Genomic DNA, 18,263 nt, shown 5'->3' on the forward strand with positions numbered 1-18,263 from the left:
GAAAATGAAAGCATTTAAAACAATATTGCTGGCTTGCCTGGCGGCCAGCCTATCACTGCAATCCTGCAAAGAAAATTTTCTGGATTATACGCCTCAGGGCGCATTGGGCGAAGATTTACTGGCGACCAGAGACGGCGTGAACTCGCTATTGATCGGTGCCTATGCGGCATTGGACGGACAGGGTAACTATGGTTTGAACATCAATGGCGGCACGGCCTGGGCGGTGGGGCCGGATAATGCGATCTACGGCAGTGGTTACGGCGGTGAATCACATGCGATGCCGCTTTCGACCAGCGTCGAGCCGATCAATGAATTTCTGAACGAGCGCTGGAAAGCGAGTTATGCCGGGGTAAGCCGGTGCAATGCGGTGCTGCGTGTGGCCGCCAAAACCACCGATTTAAGTGATGCTGAGCTTAAAAACATCGTTGGTCAGGCCAGGTTCCTGCGCGGGCATTACTATTTTGAACTGAAACGTATGTACAACATGGTTCCGTGGATCGACGAGGGCACGACGGACTTCAAACAGCCGAATGACAAGGACGTCTGGCCGAAAATCGTGGAGGATTTCAGGTATGCCGTCGAAAATGTGACAGCGACGCAGCCCGAGGCAGGCCGTATCAACAAAACCGCGGCTCATGCCTACCTGGGAAAGGTTTATTTGTATCAAAAGGATTATGCGAACGCCAAAAAAGAGTTTGATGAAGTGATCAACAGCGGTGTCACGAGCCGGGGCAGGAAGGTGGACCTGAACCCTGAATTCGAGGACAACCATCGTCCGGAGAAGGAGTTGGAAAGTCCGGAAGCATTGTTCTCGATAGATATGGCAGCCAATGTAGGTAATGGCACGATAGCGACAGCCAATCAGGGGAGCATGCTCAATTTTCCGATCAACAGCCCGTTTGGTTGCTGTGGTAACTTTCTGCCATCCATCGATCTGGTCAATTCCTTCCGCACCAACCCGGGCACCGGCCTGCCTTATCTGGACGATTACAACAAACACGAAGTTAAGGCGGATATCGGGATTTTGTCGAGTCAGCCCTTCACGCCGGATGCCGGTACGCTGGATCCGCGTGTAGACTGGACAGCGGGTCGTCGCGGCATTCCATTTAAGGATTGGGGACTTATGCCGGGCAACAACTGGATCCGGAATTCAGTATCAACCGGGCCTTATGTGAATCTCAAAAATATCTACTGGAATGCGACGAAGAATTTGTATTACGACGGCACCGCCTGGGCGCCGGGCTCGGCGATCAATTACAATGTCATCAGTTTTGCGGATATACTCCTGTTGGCCGCGGAGGCCGAGGCGCAGCTGGGTAATCTTGACGTCGCACAGACGTACGTGAACCGCATCCGGACACGCGCTGCAAACCCGAAAGGTTTTGTGTACAAATACAAGGACGATTCGAAACCGGAGCTAGGCTTCTCCGCTACACCTGCGGCCAATTATCTCATCAAACTTTACCCGGAAGGCAACTTTAAGGCAGGTGGAAAAGAACAGGCACTGAAAGCCATTTATTTCGAAAGGAAACTGGAACTGGCCATGCAAGGCCATCGCTTTTTCGACCTGGTGCGCTGGGGATTGGCCGATCGTTTCATGAATGCCTATTATGCCTATGAAGTGACGAAAGTTTCCGAGGTAACCGGAATGAAGTTTATCCCCAATAAAAACGAGTACTATCCGATTCCGCAGACCCAGATTGACATCAGCACTGTAAATGGTAAGCCTACTTTGACCCAGAATCCGGGGTATCAATAATCAACGGCAGTTAATTTAAGTAAATTCTCATAGCGTAGTACACCTCAGCCGGCATCCTGGGACGCCGGCTGATTTTGTTGATTGGTATTTTGTTTTTCGAAAACTGGATAAAATTCAGATATTGGATCAGGGTAATGCTTCGCAATGAAGTCTGACTAATCAAAATCATTCCCATTCAACATGACTTCCGGAAAACTTAATCAATTGTCGCGCCGAGAATTCGTCCAGCGCTCGGGTATGCTGGCCGCAGCCGGTATATTTGCGTCCGGACACGATAACCTGAACCCGTTGCCATCCAAAAAAGTGAAAAAGATCACGATCAAGCAAGTCAGTTCCAATTTTGAAAGAGAGCCATTAAATCCTTACCGGTTCAAAGGAAGCGCCATCACGGATAGCTGGCAGGCGATTGCCATGATGGAATCCGAGTCGGGCGTCCGAAAGATAGGACTGGGCACGCAGGGCGTGTTATGGTCTGATTCCAAAGTGTTTGCCGCACACTCCGAAAGTGCAGGCAATGCGTTAATGTATGCCATGAGCGAGCGTGCATTGCAGATGATCAAAGGAACTTCCTTCAATGATCCGGTTCAGTTACTTGACGATATTCTGCCTGAGGTACTGGCCTACGGCAAAAAAATAACGGGAAACCCCGATCTCCGGAAGACATTTGCATTGAACTCCCTCGTATGCGTGGATAATGCGGCCTGGCTCCTGTACGCACAGGAGAACGGGATGAAGCAGTTTGACGAAATGGTCCCGGCCGCCTACCGGCCAGGGCTTTCCTATCGGCATGAAAAGGTCGCCAGCATTCCGTCGTTCAGTGTCGGCACCACGCCTGAACGCGTTAAACAAGCGGCGGACGAGGGGTATTTTATCATGAAACTGAAAACCGGCGCCGCGGGCACCCAGCAGGAGATGATCGAAAAAGACATCGCATTCCTGACTGCCGTACATAAAGCGATCGGCCATTATGAAACGCCTTATACCCAAAGCGGCAAAATACCTTATTACTTCGATGTGAATGGCAGGTATGAGAAGAAGGAAACATTATTGCGTTTTCTCGATCATGCCAAAAAGATCGGCGCATTCGATCAGATTGCGGTGATCGAGGAGCCATTTGAGGAGAGCAACGAGGCATATGTGGGCGACCTGGGCGTTCGCGTGGCGGCGGACGAGAGTGCGCATACCGCCGAGGATGCAGCGCACCGGATTGAGCTGGGTTACTCGGCCATTGCCGTGAAAGCGATTGCGAAAACATTGAGTATGACGATGAAAATCGTACAGCTGGCCTATGAGAAAAAGGTGCCCTGTTTCTGCGCCGATCTGACGGTCAATCCGATTCTGGTTGATTGGAACAAGAACGTAGCAGCCCGAATGCAGCCATTTCCGGGAATGACGGTGGGTTTGCAGGAAACAAATGGCCACCAGTACTACAAGAACTGGGACAAGCTCATGACGTTTCATCCGATGGCAAGCGGTTCCTGGACCCAGACGCGAAAGGGGGTATACCTTACCGATCAATCATTTTATGCACAGAGTGGAGGGATTCTGGCACCGTCGGCACATTATGAGGCGCTGTTCAATGGTTGATGGATGCTGATCAGCCCGGCCTGAAAATCGAGCAGCCGCTTTTTATGAACGAAAATGGTTTGTGAAAGCAGGCGGCTGTATTGGTTGATTGTTTCAAACAGGATCTGAAGCGACTCGTTATGGTAGGAAGGGTTTGTGAAATAAACCCAATCCTCGGAAATGTATTTTGTGAATCCCTCTTGCATTTCGGAGGAGATTTGCGGTTTGTAGAGGGCATTTTCGAGCAGTTCGGAAAGGTTTTGCTTCAAGGTGCCCTCGGTTTCTTTCAAGGAAGCAAAGTTTTCTTCGATCTGAGCGAATGGCGTGGTTACGGTCAGGAATTGCGTTTGCGCGACCATGACTGAACAGACGGCATCATATCTCTCGTTCAGCGTTTTGGTTTCTGTGAATGCTCCGATCAGTGCCTGCAGTGCAGCTTCCTGTTGCTGTTGCCGGGCGGCTTCGAGAAAGAATTGACCTATTTTAAAATCTTGGACGGTTATGTCCTCCCGGGCACCGGCCAGCTCATTTTTCAGATCGGGCACCAAGAGGGCCGCGTCACGAGCTGAATACTTGTTGCCATCGTAGTCGAACGTCTTGATCTGGTAGCTTCCGTTGGAGATCGCCTCCAATAGCTGGATGTCGTTTTCCAACGCCGCAGCACTATAAACAAGATCGAGTGCTTCGTGGCCGAACAGTTCGCTGGCCTCCGTCGCATTGGTCGGCTCGTCGGCCAGGACTGAGTACTGCGGATCTTTATTATCGTAATACCCATTGTAAAGATCATCAAAAGATCTTTCACGGTGGCTTTTCCGAAAGTCTCTTTCAAAATCCGCATTACTTTTGACGATGGGTGCCGTTGGGTAATCAAACAAGCTGAAAAGATGGTCTGAGACTACTTGCTGCGCCTTGGCAGGCGCATGGAAAAGTTCGGTTGCCCTTCGTGAATCGTTGCTGCGGCTTGTCAGGTTGAGTGCATTCAGGCGTTCGATCCGGTCCTGGTCACTGGGATGAGACGCCCACTGATCGCTGATAACGAGCTTCGATTTATTGTAACGGTTTTGTTCGGCATTGGCCTGGGGAAGTCCGTTTTCGAATGCAAGTTTATTTTGCTGTCCGAGGAATGTCAAAACCGTCGATTGGTGTTCGTACAGGTTTTCGGACCTGACCGACTGTGCCGAGTGTTCATGATAATAACCTACCACGACATTGTAAGCGTAATCTGCAAGTTCGAAACGGCGGAGCGCGTTGACCAGCGGCTGGGAGCCCGCAATGTTTGCAGCAACTTCGTCCGCGTGGAACTCCATTTCCCTGGACAGGCTCATATAACTCAGATTGACAACGTCATAAGCTTTTTTGAGTACCCACTGGATACCGCGGACGATCCAGGCTGCCAGCGACGCCGCGATGCTCAGATAGCTGCTCGCTGCCGCCCATTTTTCAAGGGTGGCTTCAAACGAATTGTTATCATAAAGCATGTTGTATATGACGTAATTCACATTATATACGTAACTGCCAACTTTCATGCTGCGCTGGGAGAAATGGCCGAACTCGTGGGCGAGTACGGCTTTGAATTCAGCTACCGTCAACGTATTGACGAGGCCCATTCCGATCTGGAGGTTTTTGGGAATGGGAAGAAACATACTCCAGAAGCCCGAGTCATAGAAAACGGAGGCGTTGACTTCCGGCGACAGAAATATCTTTTTTGGAAAATTGGTGTGAGCTTCGGCTACTATTTCCCTGATCAACGCAAATAGTTCGGGGTGATCCTTTTCCGTTATTTCCTGTAACCCGGAGCGGTCTACGATGTGTTTTTGGAAAATGAATTTGATCAAAAAATAGAAAACGAAGAAACCCATGCAGATGAGGCCTACCGATAACCCGGCTGTAAGAACATTGACCCTCGTCGTCAGCATGGCGTAGCTGGCAACTCCGCAGAGCGCGATGAGCGCAATGGATGCGGAAATCAACAAGAGATAGATGAAGAGAAAGAAAACAATGGCAAGACATGCCCTGAACGTTGTCCTTCGAAATGCTTCCGAAGTCTTGATCTGATCGACCGGCATCTGATAGAGTAGGATTGTGACGAAACAAAAAAACAATGCAAAATAGCATTAAAGTCCATTTTGCATTGTAACCGATGTAAATATATTTACAGCAGGCCGTATCGTCAGATCTGCTTCATCGCCTTGAATATGTCGGCGTGCGGCTGCTCGCCCTCAAAGGTCCTGACCAGATTGCCTTTTTTGTCATAAATCGCAATGTAAGGGAATGACCGGATCTTGTAATAACGTTGGACGAGGTAGGAGGTACCCTCCGTGCCCACTTTAAAGTTCGGATAGGTGCTGAGGCTATACTGGCTTACGAATGGTTTCAGCATTTCCATCGCCTGAAATGTGATCATTACCACTTGTTTGTTGGCGACCACGCTGTAATTTTTGAGGAGGTCCTTGGTGAAGTCCTGGCAATGGTCGCAGTCGGGCGAAAAGTAAATCAGCACAACAGGCCCCGCCGCCAGCTGTGCTGATGTGTATTGCTGGCCATTGACCAGCCTGATTTGGAACGGAGCTATTTTGTTGGTGCCTCCGGCGGACTGGGCAAAACCCTTCGATGCCGCGAGCAACAAAAACAGAAGCAATAACTTTCGGAACATAGGAATTGAAAGAATATGGTACGAGTCCGCAAGTTATCAATCTTTGAGCTATCAGCCCTCCACCTGTTCCGCAACTTTTTCGAAAATATTTCGTAGCTGCCGGGTATGCCTTTGGGAATGGCACAGCACAAATTGCAGCCATTCCCAGCGCGTCAGTTCGGCGATTTGCGGAAATGCGAAATCGGTGCAGGTCAAAGATAGGTCTATGGTAGCGGCCAGATTCCTGATCCCGGCCCGGTTTGTTTTGAACGCCTTGAGCAATTCCTCATGGTCGTGCGGCCCCGGCGACGGAATAATGAAGTCGGGTGACTGGTAGTGAGCCGTAAAGTCCAGAAATATCGATTCGATCACGGGTACAAACTGCGCGACGGGGCGTTCGGTAGGGGCGGTGGAGCCCAGCAATGTTTCGGGAATGCCCGACTCCGATAACAGAATGTGCTCTGCGACCTGCCCGGCGGTCCAACTGCCTGTGAATGGTACTACATTGATTTGCTCCGGTTCAAACGACGCCAGGATCGCGTAGAAATCATGCTCGCTCTGATCCAGTTCCAAAAGAAGCTGTCGGGTATCCATAATTTTGGTGGTTTGTGTTTCTGCCAGTACCCTGATCATTTCCAGCGCATGGTCCCACGCTTCGGAAATGATTTCGAGATATTCGCTGCTGATGTCACAGATTATTTCCAGGCGGATTTTACCTGCGTCCTCATAAAGCTTGTACGATTCAAAATAACCATTGAACTGTACCGCCTCGTCACTTTCGTAGTCTTCCTTGCCGTCAGTAATGATACCCCGGTATTCCAGCGATATTTCGGATAGCGGATCATGGACGAGTATAACCCCGGCCATCCCGCTCTGCGTATCGTCTTTGAACAGGGCCTTGCTGCCCGGCTGCCAGTCGGTGATCGCATGCGTTCCCGGGCTGAATGCGGCGTACCACTGCCGGGTAAGGTGATCTTCGGTGAGAACAGGCCATATTTGCGCTTTTGGGGCGTTTATCAGGACCGATTTGTTAAGTCTCATTTTGGCCATGGCTGCGTTTGATTTTAGTTGTTGATGAGATAGTTGCTTTCCGGATATCCTTTGAGGCCGACCATTTACATGTATTCGCGCTCAGGATGATTCGTATTAAGTGTAATGCAAATTTATCTGTAATCTCTCAATCGGACGGGGTGCAAACGTGTCAAGTAAGCGGGTTGATTGTGACAAATCACATAGTACCCGGTCGTTGGTTCAGATTGTAAATGCAACTTCGTTTTGCAGTTTCCGCAATTTGTGATGGTAAATATAGGAAACGGCGATCAGGGCGAATCCAATGAAAAAGCCCGCCCACATATCAGGCCCGTCGCCAAATGCGATGTGGGAATAAAAGGCTCCGAACAGGTCGTAAAAAAGCCCCGCATACGCCCATTCTTTCAGTCGGGGGAAGCCGGGTACGAGAATCGCGACAATACCGAGGAGCTTGGCTACGCCCAGAAACGGCACGATGTAAGCCGGGTAGCCAATACGCGTGACGTGATCAACGGCTTCTTGAGCTGAAATTGCATCGTAAACGGAACCGATGCCCAGCGTGGCGGCCAGGATGCCCGTAACAACCCAGTAAATGATCTTGGTCTTTTTCATGATTCAGTCGATTTATGTAAGTTAAATTTTCAAGTTAGCGCGCTATTGACTATGAAATGCGCTCTAACGATGGATACTATACGCAAATTGCCCCGTTACTTTCGTTGTTGTAAGTTCCTCGGCCAGGTGTTCTCCCAATATCTGAGCAGCGTAGCCGAAGTTTTCCAACAGACCGATAATGCTGGCACAGCACACCGGCTGTCCATGGGAGCTGACGCGAAGTACTTTGTCACAGTCTTCCAGATCGAAACTCGCCTGGTATCCTGAAAATGCGAGGCAGATGAGGTTAGCCAACAGATCACCCTGGCTCTTTTTCTGAACATCGGTTTTAAATACTTCTATCATTTCCCTTTTCATTCTTCAAAGGTGTGTTTTGAGATACCGTTTCCGGGTGTATTCCGACAATACAAACTAAGCTTGATTCGGGCACAAAAACAGATGTGATTTGCGACATTATCAGGGGGGGATTGTGCCAAAAAGCAGCGCGGAGTCGGCCATTACGTGTGATCTGCGGGTTGGGATAGGGTCGAAACGTCGGGTGTAGTGTCCGGAACAGCTTTCATTAGTTCCGGACTCCCGACAATCATCCGGTTGTCGGGCCCGATTGAGATGGCATATATTTGAGCGCTCAGATGCCGCTTGTCGCCAGGACTGGCCGGAGGCTACGCCCACTGGTGACCATGTTTAGGTTTGTTGCGCTATACCTGGGTTCGGTTGGAGCCGATAGTTAATTGTGGTGTTCCATTGGTTCAAATGAACGCGCCGGACGCATTTGAAGACGCTATCTTGTGGCAACGAAGACCTGTTGACACACATTGATCGCAAATATGACGACCGACGCGGAAGTGATCGAAAGGGTTTTAAAAGCCACGCATTTCAAGGCCGTGGCTGCTGCCACAGAACCTGAACCGAACTACAAGGAAATTCTGAAAGTGATTCATCCTGACAAGTCCGCGCATCCGCAGGCACAGGAGGCGACGCATAAGCTGATCGCATTGCATGACCATTACACCCGAGGTTCCAGATTTTCAGATGATTCCGGTATTTTCGTTACGAATGATTATGAGATAACCTACGAAGGTGACGCTGTTGTTTTGAGGCACGGACGTAGTCGCCAGCAGTTGATTGGCAATATAGCGCCAGTCCATCTCAAAAAGTACATGCCTTATCAGTGGCTTTCGGATCAGAAGATCTTATTGGAGCAACGTGCTTTGCCGCTGATCGGACTGACATTGCCTCAGGAGCACGTAAACTGGGTTGTAAGCCGGCTGCTGGAATTCTGCATGCTGCTCCACCACAACGCGGGATATGCCCATCTGGGACTTGTACCTTCACATATTTTAATTATACCCGAAACGCATGGCATTGCCGTCGCCGGGTTTTATCACGCCGCACAGACTGGCCAGCGTATAAACACAATTTCCGCTGGCTACCGGCATTGGTATCCCGGGCACGTTTTCACGCAAAAGCTTGCATCAGGAAACATCGATCTGGAAATGGTGAAGCGGATCGGCGCGTATCTTCTCGGCGACCGTTCCGGGCTGGGAACCGCGCTGATCAGGACGCATCATCGGGAGTTTGTCGATTTTCTGCTTGGAAGCGATCAGGATGCATTCGAGTGTTACGAAAAATACAGAACCCTGCTCGACAATCATTTTGAAAAACAATTCATACACTTAAATATCTGAAACAATGGGCTATTCAACATGGAGCCGGGATGCTTACGACAGCGTCAGCAGAGTGCGGGCTACGCGCTCGATGGACGACAATTTTACACAGAACAAAGCGGGCGTCATGCACCCGGATCTTTCACCGGCCGACGTGGACGTCCGTGAGTCCCGGGATTCGGCGTTGCACCCCAACTCAGTTCCCATTATCGTAGCGCTGGATGTTACCGGATCCATGGGTTCGATTCCGGAAAACCTGATCAAGAATAAACTCGGAGCGCTCATGAACACCATTATCGACAATGGGATACTGGATCCGCAGATCATGTTCATGGCGATTGGCGATCATATTTCCGATGATTATCCTTTACAAGTAGGGCAATTTGAATCTGGTACCGCCGAACTGGACGATTGTCTTTCCAAGATTTTCATTGAACGGGGAGGCGGAGGTCAAAACATGGAAAGCTATCCGCTGGCCTGGTATTTTGCTGCACGGCATACGTCTATCGATTCTTTTGAAAAAAGGCAGGAAAAAGGCTTTTTGTTTACCATCGGGGATGAGGGCTTTCACCAACGGATGGCAACCGACCTGCTCCGAAGCAAATGCGGCTATAAGGGCAGGGAAGAACTGGTTGCCGCTTCATTGCTGAACGAGGCATGCAGGTCGTATTTTGTGTTTCATATCCACGCCAACGAGGGGAGTTATACAAATGACTATGGCATTTTTTCACAATGGAAAGCATTGCTGGGCGAACGTTTTCTGGTGCTGGAAAATCAGAACAACATCGCCGAACTCATCGCGACGACGGTCGCTCTGGTGAAAGGGGTGCATTTGGATGAGGCCATGAGCGCATTTGACACGAAAACCCGTCAATCCGTTTCCAACGCGCTGGTCGCTGTCAAAGATTCGCTTATTCGCCGGGACCATGGCACTACGGGAATCATCGCTTTGTAATGGTCCGGAATCACATTGTAGTAGGTTTAGGTTATGGTGATGAGGGAAAGGGAGTTCTCACGGACTATCTCGTAAGCTCTGTGGATAATGCGGTGGTGATCCGTCACAATGGCGGTCATCAATGCGGTCATACGGTACGAATGCCGGATGGCCGCTCGCATGTGTTTTCTAACTTTGGAGCAGGCACGTTCCGTCAGACTCCGGTTTTCTTTTCAAATTTCTGTACTATCGACCCTATCGGTATCATGAACGAGTTGGGGGCGTTGCGTACGATGGGCCTGTCACCCACGCTGTTTGTCGACCCGATGGCGATGGTAGTAACACCGTTCGACAAGTTTTTCAACATCAATGACAGCCGGAATGTAAGTCACGGAACCGTGGGCGTCGGTTTCGGCGCATGTGTGGAAAGAAACCAGGGGCCCTGTAAACTTTTTGCCCAGGACTTATTCTTCCCTTCGATACTCGAACGCAAACTTGAAGTAGTCAGGAATCACTACCGGGCCAGGGTAAAAGCCATTGGCATCGAAAGCAGATTGGCCGGTCTGGAACTGGAAATTATGCGTATCGACAGTTTTCACGAAGCACTCTGTGCGATCGGTGGGTTCATTCGGGTTATGACTGAAAAAGAGCTTTTTGCCCAGCGGTTCGATCATTTTATTTTCGAAGGAGGGCAGGGCGTGCTGCTGGATATGGAATTTGGCATTTATCCCAATATGACGAGGTCCTTTACCACCAGCCGCAATGCATTTGAGATCTTACACAGGAACGGCCAGATGACCAGCACCGCGGTTTACTACGCAACCAGAGCCTACCAGACGCGACATGGCAATGGCTGGATGTCATCAGAGCGGTATCCGGTTAGTCTGGTTAATAATCAGGATGAAACGAATACCGCGGGCGGCTTCCAGGGAGCATTCCGGACGGGCGTGTTGGATCTCGATATGCTGCGATACGCTTTGCAATGCGATTCCAACTATTCCGCGGGTGCGGAAAAGCACCTGGTGATCTCTTGCCTGGACCAACTCACATCCTGGCAATACACGCACGATGGTCGGGTTGTGCAGGTCTCAAATCAGGAATCATTTTTGCGGGCTGTCGCCCGTTGCGATTCAGTTTTTATTAATAGCAGCGCCTGTTCCGAAACGATGGTCAAATGGCGGTAAAGTTTCAAATCAGTCCTTCCGCCGGTTCCGGAACTGTCGTTAGCTAATGCGGCCAATGCGGGTCCGTTTGCCGTCTGATCGACCCCGATGTCGTAGGTCCCGGCCCGGGAAGAGCCGTTGTAATCCCTGGTCTGCGGCTGTTTTCATTTTCCCGTCTGGTAAATACTCATTAAAAAAGCCTTACTGACTTTCACAGCCGCTGCCTCACACAAGTGTCCCTGACCTTCCGGGGCGTCAATACCCTGACTTTTGCTGGGGCAGGATGCGGTCGAGCGGTATTCGTCGCAAATGCGCCACACGTTGCCCAGCTTACATGTACCGTCGCCGGATTCGATCGCCTGGAGGTCGAAAATAACATCTTTGGCTGCGAAATTGTCCTTCATCCATTGTCCCATCTTCATTTTGGCCTCATTTCCTTCGTCCCTGGTGGCAATGTAAACGAGGGGTGGAGTAATGTGCACAAACCGAAGGCCTGTTATCTGCGTACGGAGGTCATCGATCATCTGCTTGTAAGCGACCTTAACCGCCTCCATATCTTCATCGCGGATATCCGCATACCCGAACTTGAAGATAGCGATTTTAAGTATGCCTTTGTGGACCAGCGCATTCCTTCTGAATTCAGCGATCTTTTCCAGCGGCATGCCATTGGACGTGCTGAACACATTGCCACTCAGCCCTTTATCAGGTTTTTCATTCATATCAAAGTACTCGAAGCGGAAACCGTTGGCCAGGGCACCGTCTTCCAGGTCTGTACCTACCGACTGGTGCATGAATATGGTGTTCCAACCTTTGATTTTATCCTTTTCGCCCGCAGCGAGCTGGTCCCAGGCCTTGATGCCTGCGGTTCCGACCACACCCGGTTCTCCCTTGCCGGGTTGTGTTACGATGCTGGTGTCGGGATTGGTGTCAGTATCGCCCGGCTTCGGTGTGCCTTCGCCGGAATCCGAGCAACTGAATATGCATCCGAGGAGCAAGGAGAGGATGAGCTTTTTCATAGCGTAAGTTTGGAAATCGATGCTGTTCCAAAAATAGCATCGGTGGGATGCGGTCGCAACGGGCGTTCGATGAACGACATTTTAAATAGACCAGTAACTAAAACGGTTCAGGACAGGCAGACTTTTCAGGCAAACTATCTTAAATTTGGTAACCACAAGCCCATCCGTTCCTGTTATGACCGACACACCGGTTTTTCGTTGTGTGATCGTCGATGATGATGAAATCGATCGCCTCACGACGCTCATGCATGCACGCAAGTATCCTTTCCTGGAAATCATCGGAGCATACAGCTCCGTGGCTGAAATGGCTGCCATTTTGCAGCATTCGGATGTGGACGTGATCCTGAGCGATATCGATATGCCGGATGTGAATGGTCTGGAATTCAGGGCCGGGATGATGCAGGTACCTGTATGCATCTTCATCACGGCCTATCCTGATTATGCAGCCGAGAGTTTTGAACTCGAAGCATTTGACTTCCTGGTCAAACCAGTCAAAGCCGAACGCTTTGCGCATTGCATGCAACGGTTACAAAGTTATTTCGAAATGAAACGTAAAGCCGAACTGTTTGAATACAGCCTGGGCAGCGACAATACGGTTTTCATCAAGGACGGCCACCAGCAGATCAAACTGAATCTGCATGATATTGTATATCTCGAAGCGTTGAAGGACTACACGCGGATTATAACTACCACCAGAAAGTACAGCGTCCTGTCGTCGATCGGGAATCTCTTATTGGAGAATGCGTTCCGGTCGTTTTTACGGATCCACAGGAGCTATGCGGTACAGCGGCATTATATCGATAAAATCACGCCCCAGCAGGTTTTTGTACGGGAGCATGTTTTGCCGGTTGGCAGGAGTTTTAAGGATGTACTGGTCAATCTGAAATAGAATATGATCCGCGCGATTGCTTTTTTGTTGATGTATATGCTGGCCGCCCATGCCAGTTTCGGACAGAAGGAGGGGCAGGCATTGATCGATTCCCTGGTATCCGAAGTTCCGCGTGCAAAGAATGACACAGTTAAAGGACGGCTTTACAAGCGCATTGCGGAAGAATACTTTTTCTCGGACACCCGTCAGGCGTTACATTATGCACGGCTCGGGCTGGCGCACGTCACGGCAATGAAATGGCAGCGAGGTCTTGGAGTCTTTAATCTGACCATGGCCAGGGCGTTTAGTGATATGGGTAACGTGGACTCCTGCATGCACTATAACCGCAGGGCGCTGGAAGTTTTTCAGAAAATGGGAGATACTTTTAATATGTCTACTACTTTTAATAATATTGGTGCGATGTATTCTAATATCGCCTCCAACTATACGGAAGCTGCGCGCTATTATCTGCTGGGGTTACGTGAGGCCGAAAAACAAGGTGATAACTATTTGATTGCCAATGCCAACGACAACGTCGGCTCTGTTTATCTGGTACAAAAGAACTACAAAAAGGCACTCTTGTATAGTCAGAAAGCGCTGAAACTGCGAGAGCAACTTCCTAAATCGGACATTTACAATGTGGCAAGGGAGTTGGGAAATTCACATAATTCGTTGGGGAGCATTTATTATGAAATGAAAGATACGACCGCCTCCCGGACACACTTCCGGAAAGCGCTCGATCTTCATGGGCAAGCCGGAAATAAGGAGGGAATGGCAGATGCATTGAGTAATTTATCCATTCTTGAGGGGAATCGGTTCGCCAGTCGGCTTACATACGGGCTACGGGCCGAGAAGCTCTGGAACGAGGTGAATCCGTTGCACCTGGAAGCGGGTAATAATCTGGGCAACATGGGTGTCGCCTATCTCGAAATGTATACGAAGGGCGTACTGCCGAAGGGCACTTCCAGCAAAGAACAGCTTTTGACCGAAGCTGAAAAATACCTCGAAAGAGCGATTCAGGTAAGCCGGGAGAATGGTGATATCAGCCAAAAGGCCTACTTCACCGGCGTGCTTGCGGAGGTGCAGGAGCAGCGCGGGGAGTTCCGCGACGCCTATTACAATTTCAGGACCTATCAATCTGTACAGGACTCGTTATTTTCGCAGGAAGAGAAAAACAAGATAGCCGGACTGGAAGGAGAGCGTGAAATTGCATTACGTGACAAGCAGATACAGATCAACGGGCTTGAATTGCAGGCGCAAAAAAAGCAACGCTGGATTTTTATCGGTGGTTTGTTGGTGCTTGCCGTGATAGGAGCGCTGCTCTGGTGGCAGAACCGGATCCGAAAACGGACCAACGTGCAGCTGCTGCATCTCAACAATGAGCTGGATGAGGCCAATCAGGTGAAAGCACGTTTTTTTGCGATTCTCAGCCATGACTTGCGGAGCCCTGTCTCCAACCTGGTCAATTTTTTGCATTTGCAAAAAGAAGCTCCCGAGCTGTTTACGCCAGAGTCGGCAGAAACTCACCGGAAACGTATGACCGACTCGGCCGAGGCATTGCTGGAAACTATGGAGTCCATGTTACTGTGGAGCAAAAGCCAGATGCAGCAGTTCAAACCGCAGACCCGGCGCATTCCGGTAGCAGAGCTGTTTGCCTACATCGGGAAATTTTTTTCCGGAACGACAGGGATTGCATTCAGTTTCGAAGACCCGGAAAATCTGATGGTGGTTACCGATGAGGATTATCTCAGGACTATTATGCAAAACCTCACAAATAATGCCGTTAAAGCCTTAAAAAATACAGATGGGGCATTTATCAGGTGGGAGGCTCGCAGCGACGGTGATATTGTCGTGCTGTCGGTCACCGATAATGGTCCGGGTGCTTCGGCCGAACAGTTACACGCGTTGTATGATGATCACGCCGCTATTGGCATTAAAACCGGACTGGGCCTTCACCTCATCCGTGACCTTGCCAAAGCGATTTCCTGCCGCATTTCCGCCCAACCCAATACCGGCAACGGAATGATCTTCCAGCTTTTGCTGGGCGGTTCCTAAATGCCCCAGGCGGTTACTACCAAACTGCGCGAACCTCCGTGGTCGCGATGCTCGCAAAGGTAAATACCCTGCCAGGTTCCTAATGCCAGTCTGCCGTTTCGGATCGGGATCATCACCGAACTACCCAGGATCGAAGCTTTCAAATGTGCCGGCATGTCATCGGAGCCCTCGTAATCGTGTTGATAGTCGGGATCGTTTTCCGGGACATTTTTATTAAAATACATTTCAAAATCCGTGCGTACAGTGGGATCCGCGTTTTCGTTGATGGTAAGCGATGCGGAAGTATGTTGAATAAAGACCTGACACATGCCGGTTTTGATGCTGCTGATCTGCGGCATAGCATGCAAAACTTCACCGGTGATCAGGTGGAAGCCGCGACGCTTTTCTTTAAGCTGAATACCTTGCTGGAATATGTTCATGTACTGATCAAAATCGTTTTCAACACGCAAGAAAGTACAATTTGCGCTATTTTGAGGTATTCAGTACGGCATCGCGGCTTGTGATGGGACTACATGTAGCGCATGGCCGGATAGCCCAGCAACCGTCTCCACAACGCGATTTGTCCGATGATGTTCGCTTCCCGGTAGCTCACGAACGTGATCAATTCGTAAAGCGACATCGAGAACTCCGGACCCATTTCGATGCGTTTTTCGAGCGCTTCGTCGTCAAGATCTTCCAGTTCTTTTTTGAGAATGGGTGTGATTTTTTCCCAGTCGGCCCTGAAAGCGTCGAGTGCAGGGTAGGTAACCCCATCCTGTATCCCCTTATTATCTTTGAAAAGCTCGTTGGCTTGCTGATGGACGTCCACACCCAGCTGCCTGGCCATGTCGAAACGCTGTTCCACCAATGCACCTGCCAGCCAGGCAATATGGTTGGCTTTGGTATTCAGCCGGTTATGTGTATCGCTGTCCGGGATGTTTTCCAGAACAAAGTCGAAAAAGGGTGTTTGCAAGTCGTACAGGGCGATTATACCCAGCATTCTGCTGTTTTTGACAGTTTCCATAAAATAAAGTTGAAAGTTGAGGTTTAAGAAAAGTTGTTTATGACTTGTTGCTTTCTATGACGGAAAGAATATTTCCTGCCGGATCGTTAAACCACGCGATCTTGGGCCCGCTACCTCTCATGATCGCGTCTTCATCCGTTTTCAGGCCGGGCAGGTCGTAGCTTTCAAAGACAATACCTTTGGATTTGAGCATTTTTACAGCTTCTTCAATATTCGGGACGGGAAAATTGAGCACCGTGAATGTGGCGGGCTGGTGATTGGTTTTTTCATAAAGGATCACTTCATACCCCCCGTGGATGTGTAAATGCAGCACGGGCATTTCCGGTTCTTGCACTGCTTTCAGCCCGAGGACGTTCCCGTAAAACTGTTTTGCTTTTTGCAGGTCGTCGACAGAGAACCCGCTGAATGCTTTGGTTTGTCCAAACATGGTGATTGATGGTTAGTTGTTGAATGCAATAATTATGTCTTTCAGACCTCTTCAGGAATAATTGCGGCTCCTGCGTCGTATTCCGGGGCGGGTTTTTTATACACAAGCGATAGCTTTCTATACGAACCCGACTGCATGGCAAACAGTGTGACGATCAGCCCGATAATCCCCGTCACTATAAATAAGAGTGCCAGCCCGCGTGCCGTCCCTGTGCCAAACCACGGACCGATCAGCCGTGCTCCGGCACCGCTGGTCATGAAGGGGATAAAAATGAACTTGGCAATAGGACCGATGAGGAATGCGGTAACGGGCGAAGCAGCCTGTTCGACGCTTTGTGCAAACCCGAAGACCCGTCCCTGGCGTTCCGGGGGAATTACTTTCTGCAAAATGGTTTGCTCCGTGGCCTCTACGACCGGAATCAGGCAGAGGTAGACAAACATGCCCACTCCGAGCAACACGATGGATGCCTGAATGGGGAAGATCATACAGATCACCCACATGATGATATTGGAAACAAACAGGGTTTTCAGAGGCATTTTCCCAAGGCCCCGTTTCGCCACTACCAGTCCGCCTACGATGAAACCGAGGCTCAGTACGCCCCACAGGATCCCCCAGGCCTGAACGGAAACCAGAGAAAGTCCATAGGCATCCATCAGTGACATGAATACGCCGCCTAGGAAATTATTAAATGTGTTGAAAAATATCAGTCCGAAAAGCCCCGGGACCAGCCCGACGGCGGCGATGGTACCGCGGATATCGATGTGTTGCGTGTGCGGCTCGGTGTGCACGATTTCCTTTTCGGGAATGGAGATGGTCATTAGGTGCAGGATTACCAGCACGCTAAGTGCCACCGCGAGTATGAGCATCCATAATACGCCCATATACCCGATTACGAGGCCCGAAAAGATCGAAGCTACCAGAAAAGACACGCCGTTTGCCGTTCCGACCATCCCGTTCGCCTTGTCCCGGTTTTCTTCCTCGATCAGGATCGTAACGACTGTTGAAAGTGCTATTGTGCGGATATTCCCGGTGATGGCTCCGAAAAGGCACAAAGTGATGAAAATCCAAAGATTAATATTCGAATCATCCCTGAAGACCTCGGTAGGAGTGCTGATATAGGTGATCAACGCGAGCACATAAAGCACAAACGTGATGATTGCCGACAGCATCATGGATGTTTTTTTCCGGTAACGGTCTACGATAGAGCCGAGGAAAAAGCCCGACACCGCCACGGTTGCCAGGTACACCCCGGCCATGATGGATGTAGCCAGGACAGACTTCGTTTCCAGGTAAACCCAGAAGGTGACGGCGAACCAGACAAACGTATTGGTGAGTGCCGCTGCCAGAGAATTGGCAAGCACGGCATAAAAGCTTTTCATAACGAATTGAGTTAGCTTCCGGCTTGTCACCGGTTTGTGAAGTGTTGATACAAAGATACTGCCAGCCCTACTACCAGCGCATGGGAGTACAGGACAATTTAAGGGTGAAATGAGCCAAAAATTAGAAAATAGGGCTTAGCGAGCGTTTAGGGC

The 18,263-nt window shown here is 49.9% G+C and carries 17 protein-coding genes; 7 read left to right on the forward strand and 10 right to left on the reverse strand.

The annotated features are described in order from the left end of the window. Positions 1–4: 4 nt before the first annotated feature. Entirely contained in the window at positions 5–1,759 is a 1,755-nt protein-coding gene (locus tag BP71_RS03850) for a RagB/SusD family nutrient uptake outer membrane protein (protein WP_496376792.1), read from the forward strand. 180 nt (positions 1,760–1,939) lie between these two features. Next, entirely contained in the window at positions 1,940–3,346 is a 1,407-nt protein-coding gene (locus BP71_RS03855; RefSeq protein WP_496376794.1) for an enolase C-terminal domain-like protein, read from the forward strand. Here the strand turns inward: BP71_RS03855 and BP71_RS03860 are convergent. From BP71_RS03860 to BP71_RS03880, 5 genes are all read right to left on the reverse strand, one after another. Next, positions 3,322–5,391, reverse strand: a complete 2,070-nt coding sequence (locus tag BP71_RS03860) for a M48 family metallopeptidase (protein WP_496376796.1) — start codon at positions 5,389–5,391, stop codon at positions 3,322–3,324. The genes BP71_RS03855 and BP71_RS03860 overlap by 25 nt on opposite strands. Before the next feature lie 104 nt (positions 5,392–5,495). Further along, entirely contained in the window at positions 5,496–5,978 is a 483-nt protein-coding gene (locus BP71_RS03865; RefSeq protein WP_496376798.1) for a TlpA family protein disulfide reductase, read from the reverse strand. A gap of 51 nt (positions 5,979–6,029) precedes the next feature. Further along, positions 6,030–7,007 (reverse strand): DinB family protein, encoded by a 978-nt coding sequence (locus tag BP71_RS03870; protein WP_496376800.1) that lies wholly within the window; start codon positions 7,005–7,007, stop codon positions 6,030–6,032. 201 nt (positions 7,008–7,208) lie between these two features. Further along, positions 7,209–7,598 carry a DoxX family protein gene (locus tag BP71_RS03875; protein ID WP_496376802.1) on the reverse strand — a complete coding sequence of 130 codons (390 nt, stop codon included), beginning with the start codon at positions 7,596–7,598 and terminating at the stop codon, positions 7,209–7,211. 63 nt (positions 7,599–7,661) lie between these two features. Next, positions 7,662–7,955 carry a hypothetical protein gene (locus tag BP71_RS03880; protein WP_496376804.1) on the reverse strand — a complete coding sequence of 98 codons (294 nt, stop codon included), beginning with the start codon at positions 7,953–7,955 and terminating at the stop codon, positions 7,662–7,664. Positions 7,956–8,425: 470 nt separating this feature from the next. Here BP71_RS03880 and BP71_RS03885 point away from each other — a divergent pair, with 470 nt between their 5' ends. From BP71_RS03885 to BP71_RS03895, 3 genes are read left to right on the forward strand one after another with little or no spacing between them, the layout of a single operon-like run. Next, complete coding sequence (locus tag BP71_RS03885) at positions 8,426–9,286, forward strand: hypothetical protein (RefSeq protein ID WP_496376806.1); 861 nt, start codon at positions 8,426–8,428, stop codon at positions 9,284–9,286. A 4-nt stretch (positions 9,287–9,290) separates the two neighbouring features. Beyond that, complete coding sequence (locus BP71_RS03890; protein WP_496376808.1) at positions 9,291–10,220, forward strand: hypothetical protein; 930 nt, start codon at positions 9,291–9,293, stop codon at positions 10,218–10,220. Continuing rightward, positions 10,220–11,383, forward strand: coding sequence for an adenylosuccinate synthetase (locus tag BP71_RS03895; RefSeq protein ID WP_496376810.1), 1,164 nt, complete (start codon positions 10,220–10,222; stop codon positions 11,381–11,383). The genes BP71_RS03890 and BP71_RS03895 overlap by 1 nt, the downstream gene beginning before the upstream one ends. Before the next feature lie 143 nt (positions 11,384–11,526). Here BP71_RS03895 and BP71_RS03900 read toward each other — a convergent pair whose 3' ends face one another. Next, positions 11,527–12,378 (reverse strand): hypothetical protein, encoded by an 852-nt coding sequence (locus BP71_RS03900; RefSeq protein WP_496376812.1) that lies wholly within the window; start codon positions 12,376–12,378, stop codon positions 11,527–11,529. 175 nt (positions 12,379–12,553) lie between these two features. Between BP71_RS03900 and BP71_RS03905 the strand changes: the two genes are divergently transcribed. Further along, positions 12,554–13,267 carry a LytR/AlgR family response regulator transcription factor gene (locus tag BP71_RS03905; protein ID WP_496376814.1) on the forward strand — a complete coding sequence of 238 codons (714 nt, stop codon included), beginning with the start codon at positions 12,554–12,556 and terminating at the stop codon, positions 13,265–13,267. 3 nt (positions 13,268–13,270) lie between these two features. Continuing rightward, positions 13,271–15,301, forward strand: coding sequence for a sensor histidine kinase (locus BP71_RS03910; RefSeq protein ID WP_496376816.1), 2,031 nt, complete (start codon positions 13,271–13,273; stop codon positions 15,299–15,301). On the opposite strand, the gene BP71_RS03915 is transcribed toward BP71_RS03910, so the two are convergent. The 4 genes from BP71_RS03915 to BP71_RS03930 form a co-directional block, all read right to left on the reverse strand. Continuing rightward, positions 15,298–15,720: a secondary thiamine-phosphate synthase enzyme YjbQ gene (locus BP71_RS03915; protein ID WP_496377744.1), complete on the reverse strand. Its 423-nt coding sequence runs from the start codon at positions 15,718–15,720 to the stop codon at positions 15,298–15,300. The genes BP71_RS03910 and BP71_RS03915 overlap by 4 nt on opposite strands. An 89-nt stretch (positions 15,721–15,809) precedes the next feature. Beyond that, the gene (locus BP71_RS03920; RefSeq protein ID WP_496376818.1) at positions 15,810–16,304 is read right to left on the reverse strand and encodes a DinB family protein; all 495 of its coding nucleotides are present in this window, start codon (positions 16,302–16,304) and stop codon (positions 15,810–15,812) included. 37 nt (positions 16,305–16,341) lie between these two features. After that, positions 16,342–16,731 carry a VOC family protein gene (locus tag BP71_RS03925; protein ID WP_496376820.1) on the reverse strand — a complete coding sequence of 130 codons (390 nt, stop codon included), beginning with the start codon at positions 16,729–16,731 and terminating at the stop codon, positions 16,342–16,344. Positions 16,732–16,772: 41 nt separating this feature from the next. Then, complete coding sequence (locus BP71_RS03930) at positions 16,773–18,110, reverse strand: MFS transporter (RefSeq protein WP_496376822.1); 1,338 nt, start codon at positions 18,108–18,110, stop codon at positions 16,773–16,775. Positions 18,111–18,263 lie beyond the last annotated feature (153 nt).

This window comes from Dyadobacter ginsengisoli DSM 21015 (assembly GCF_059568735.1).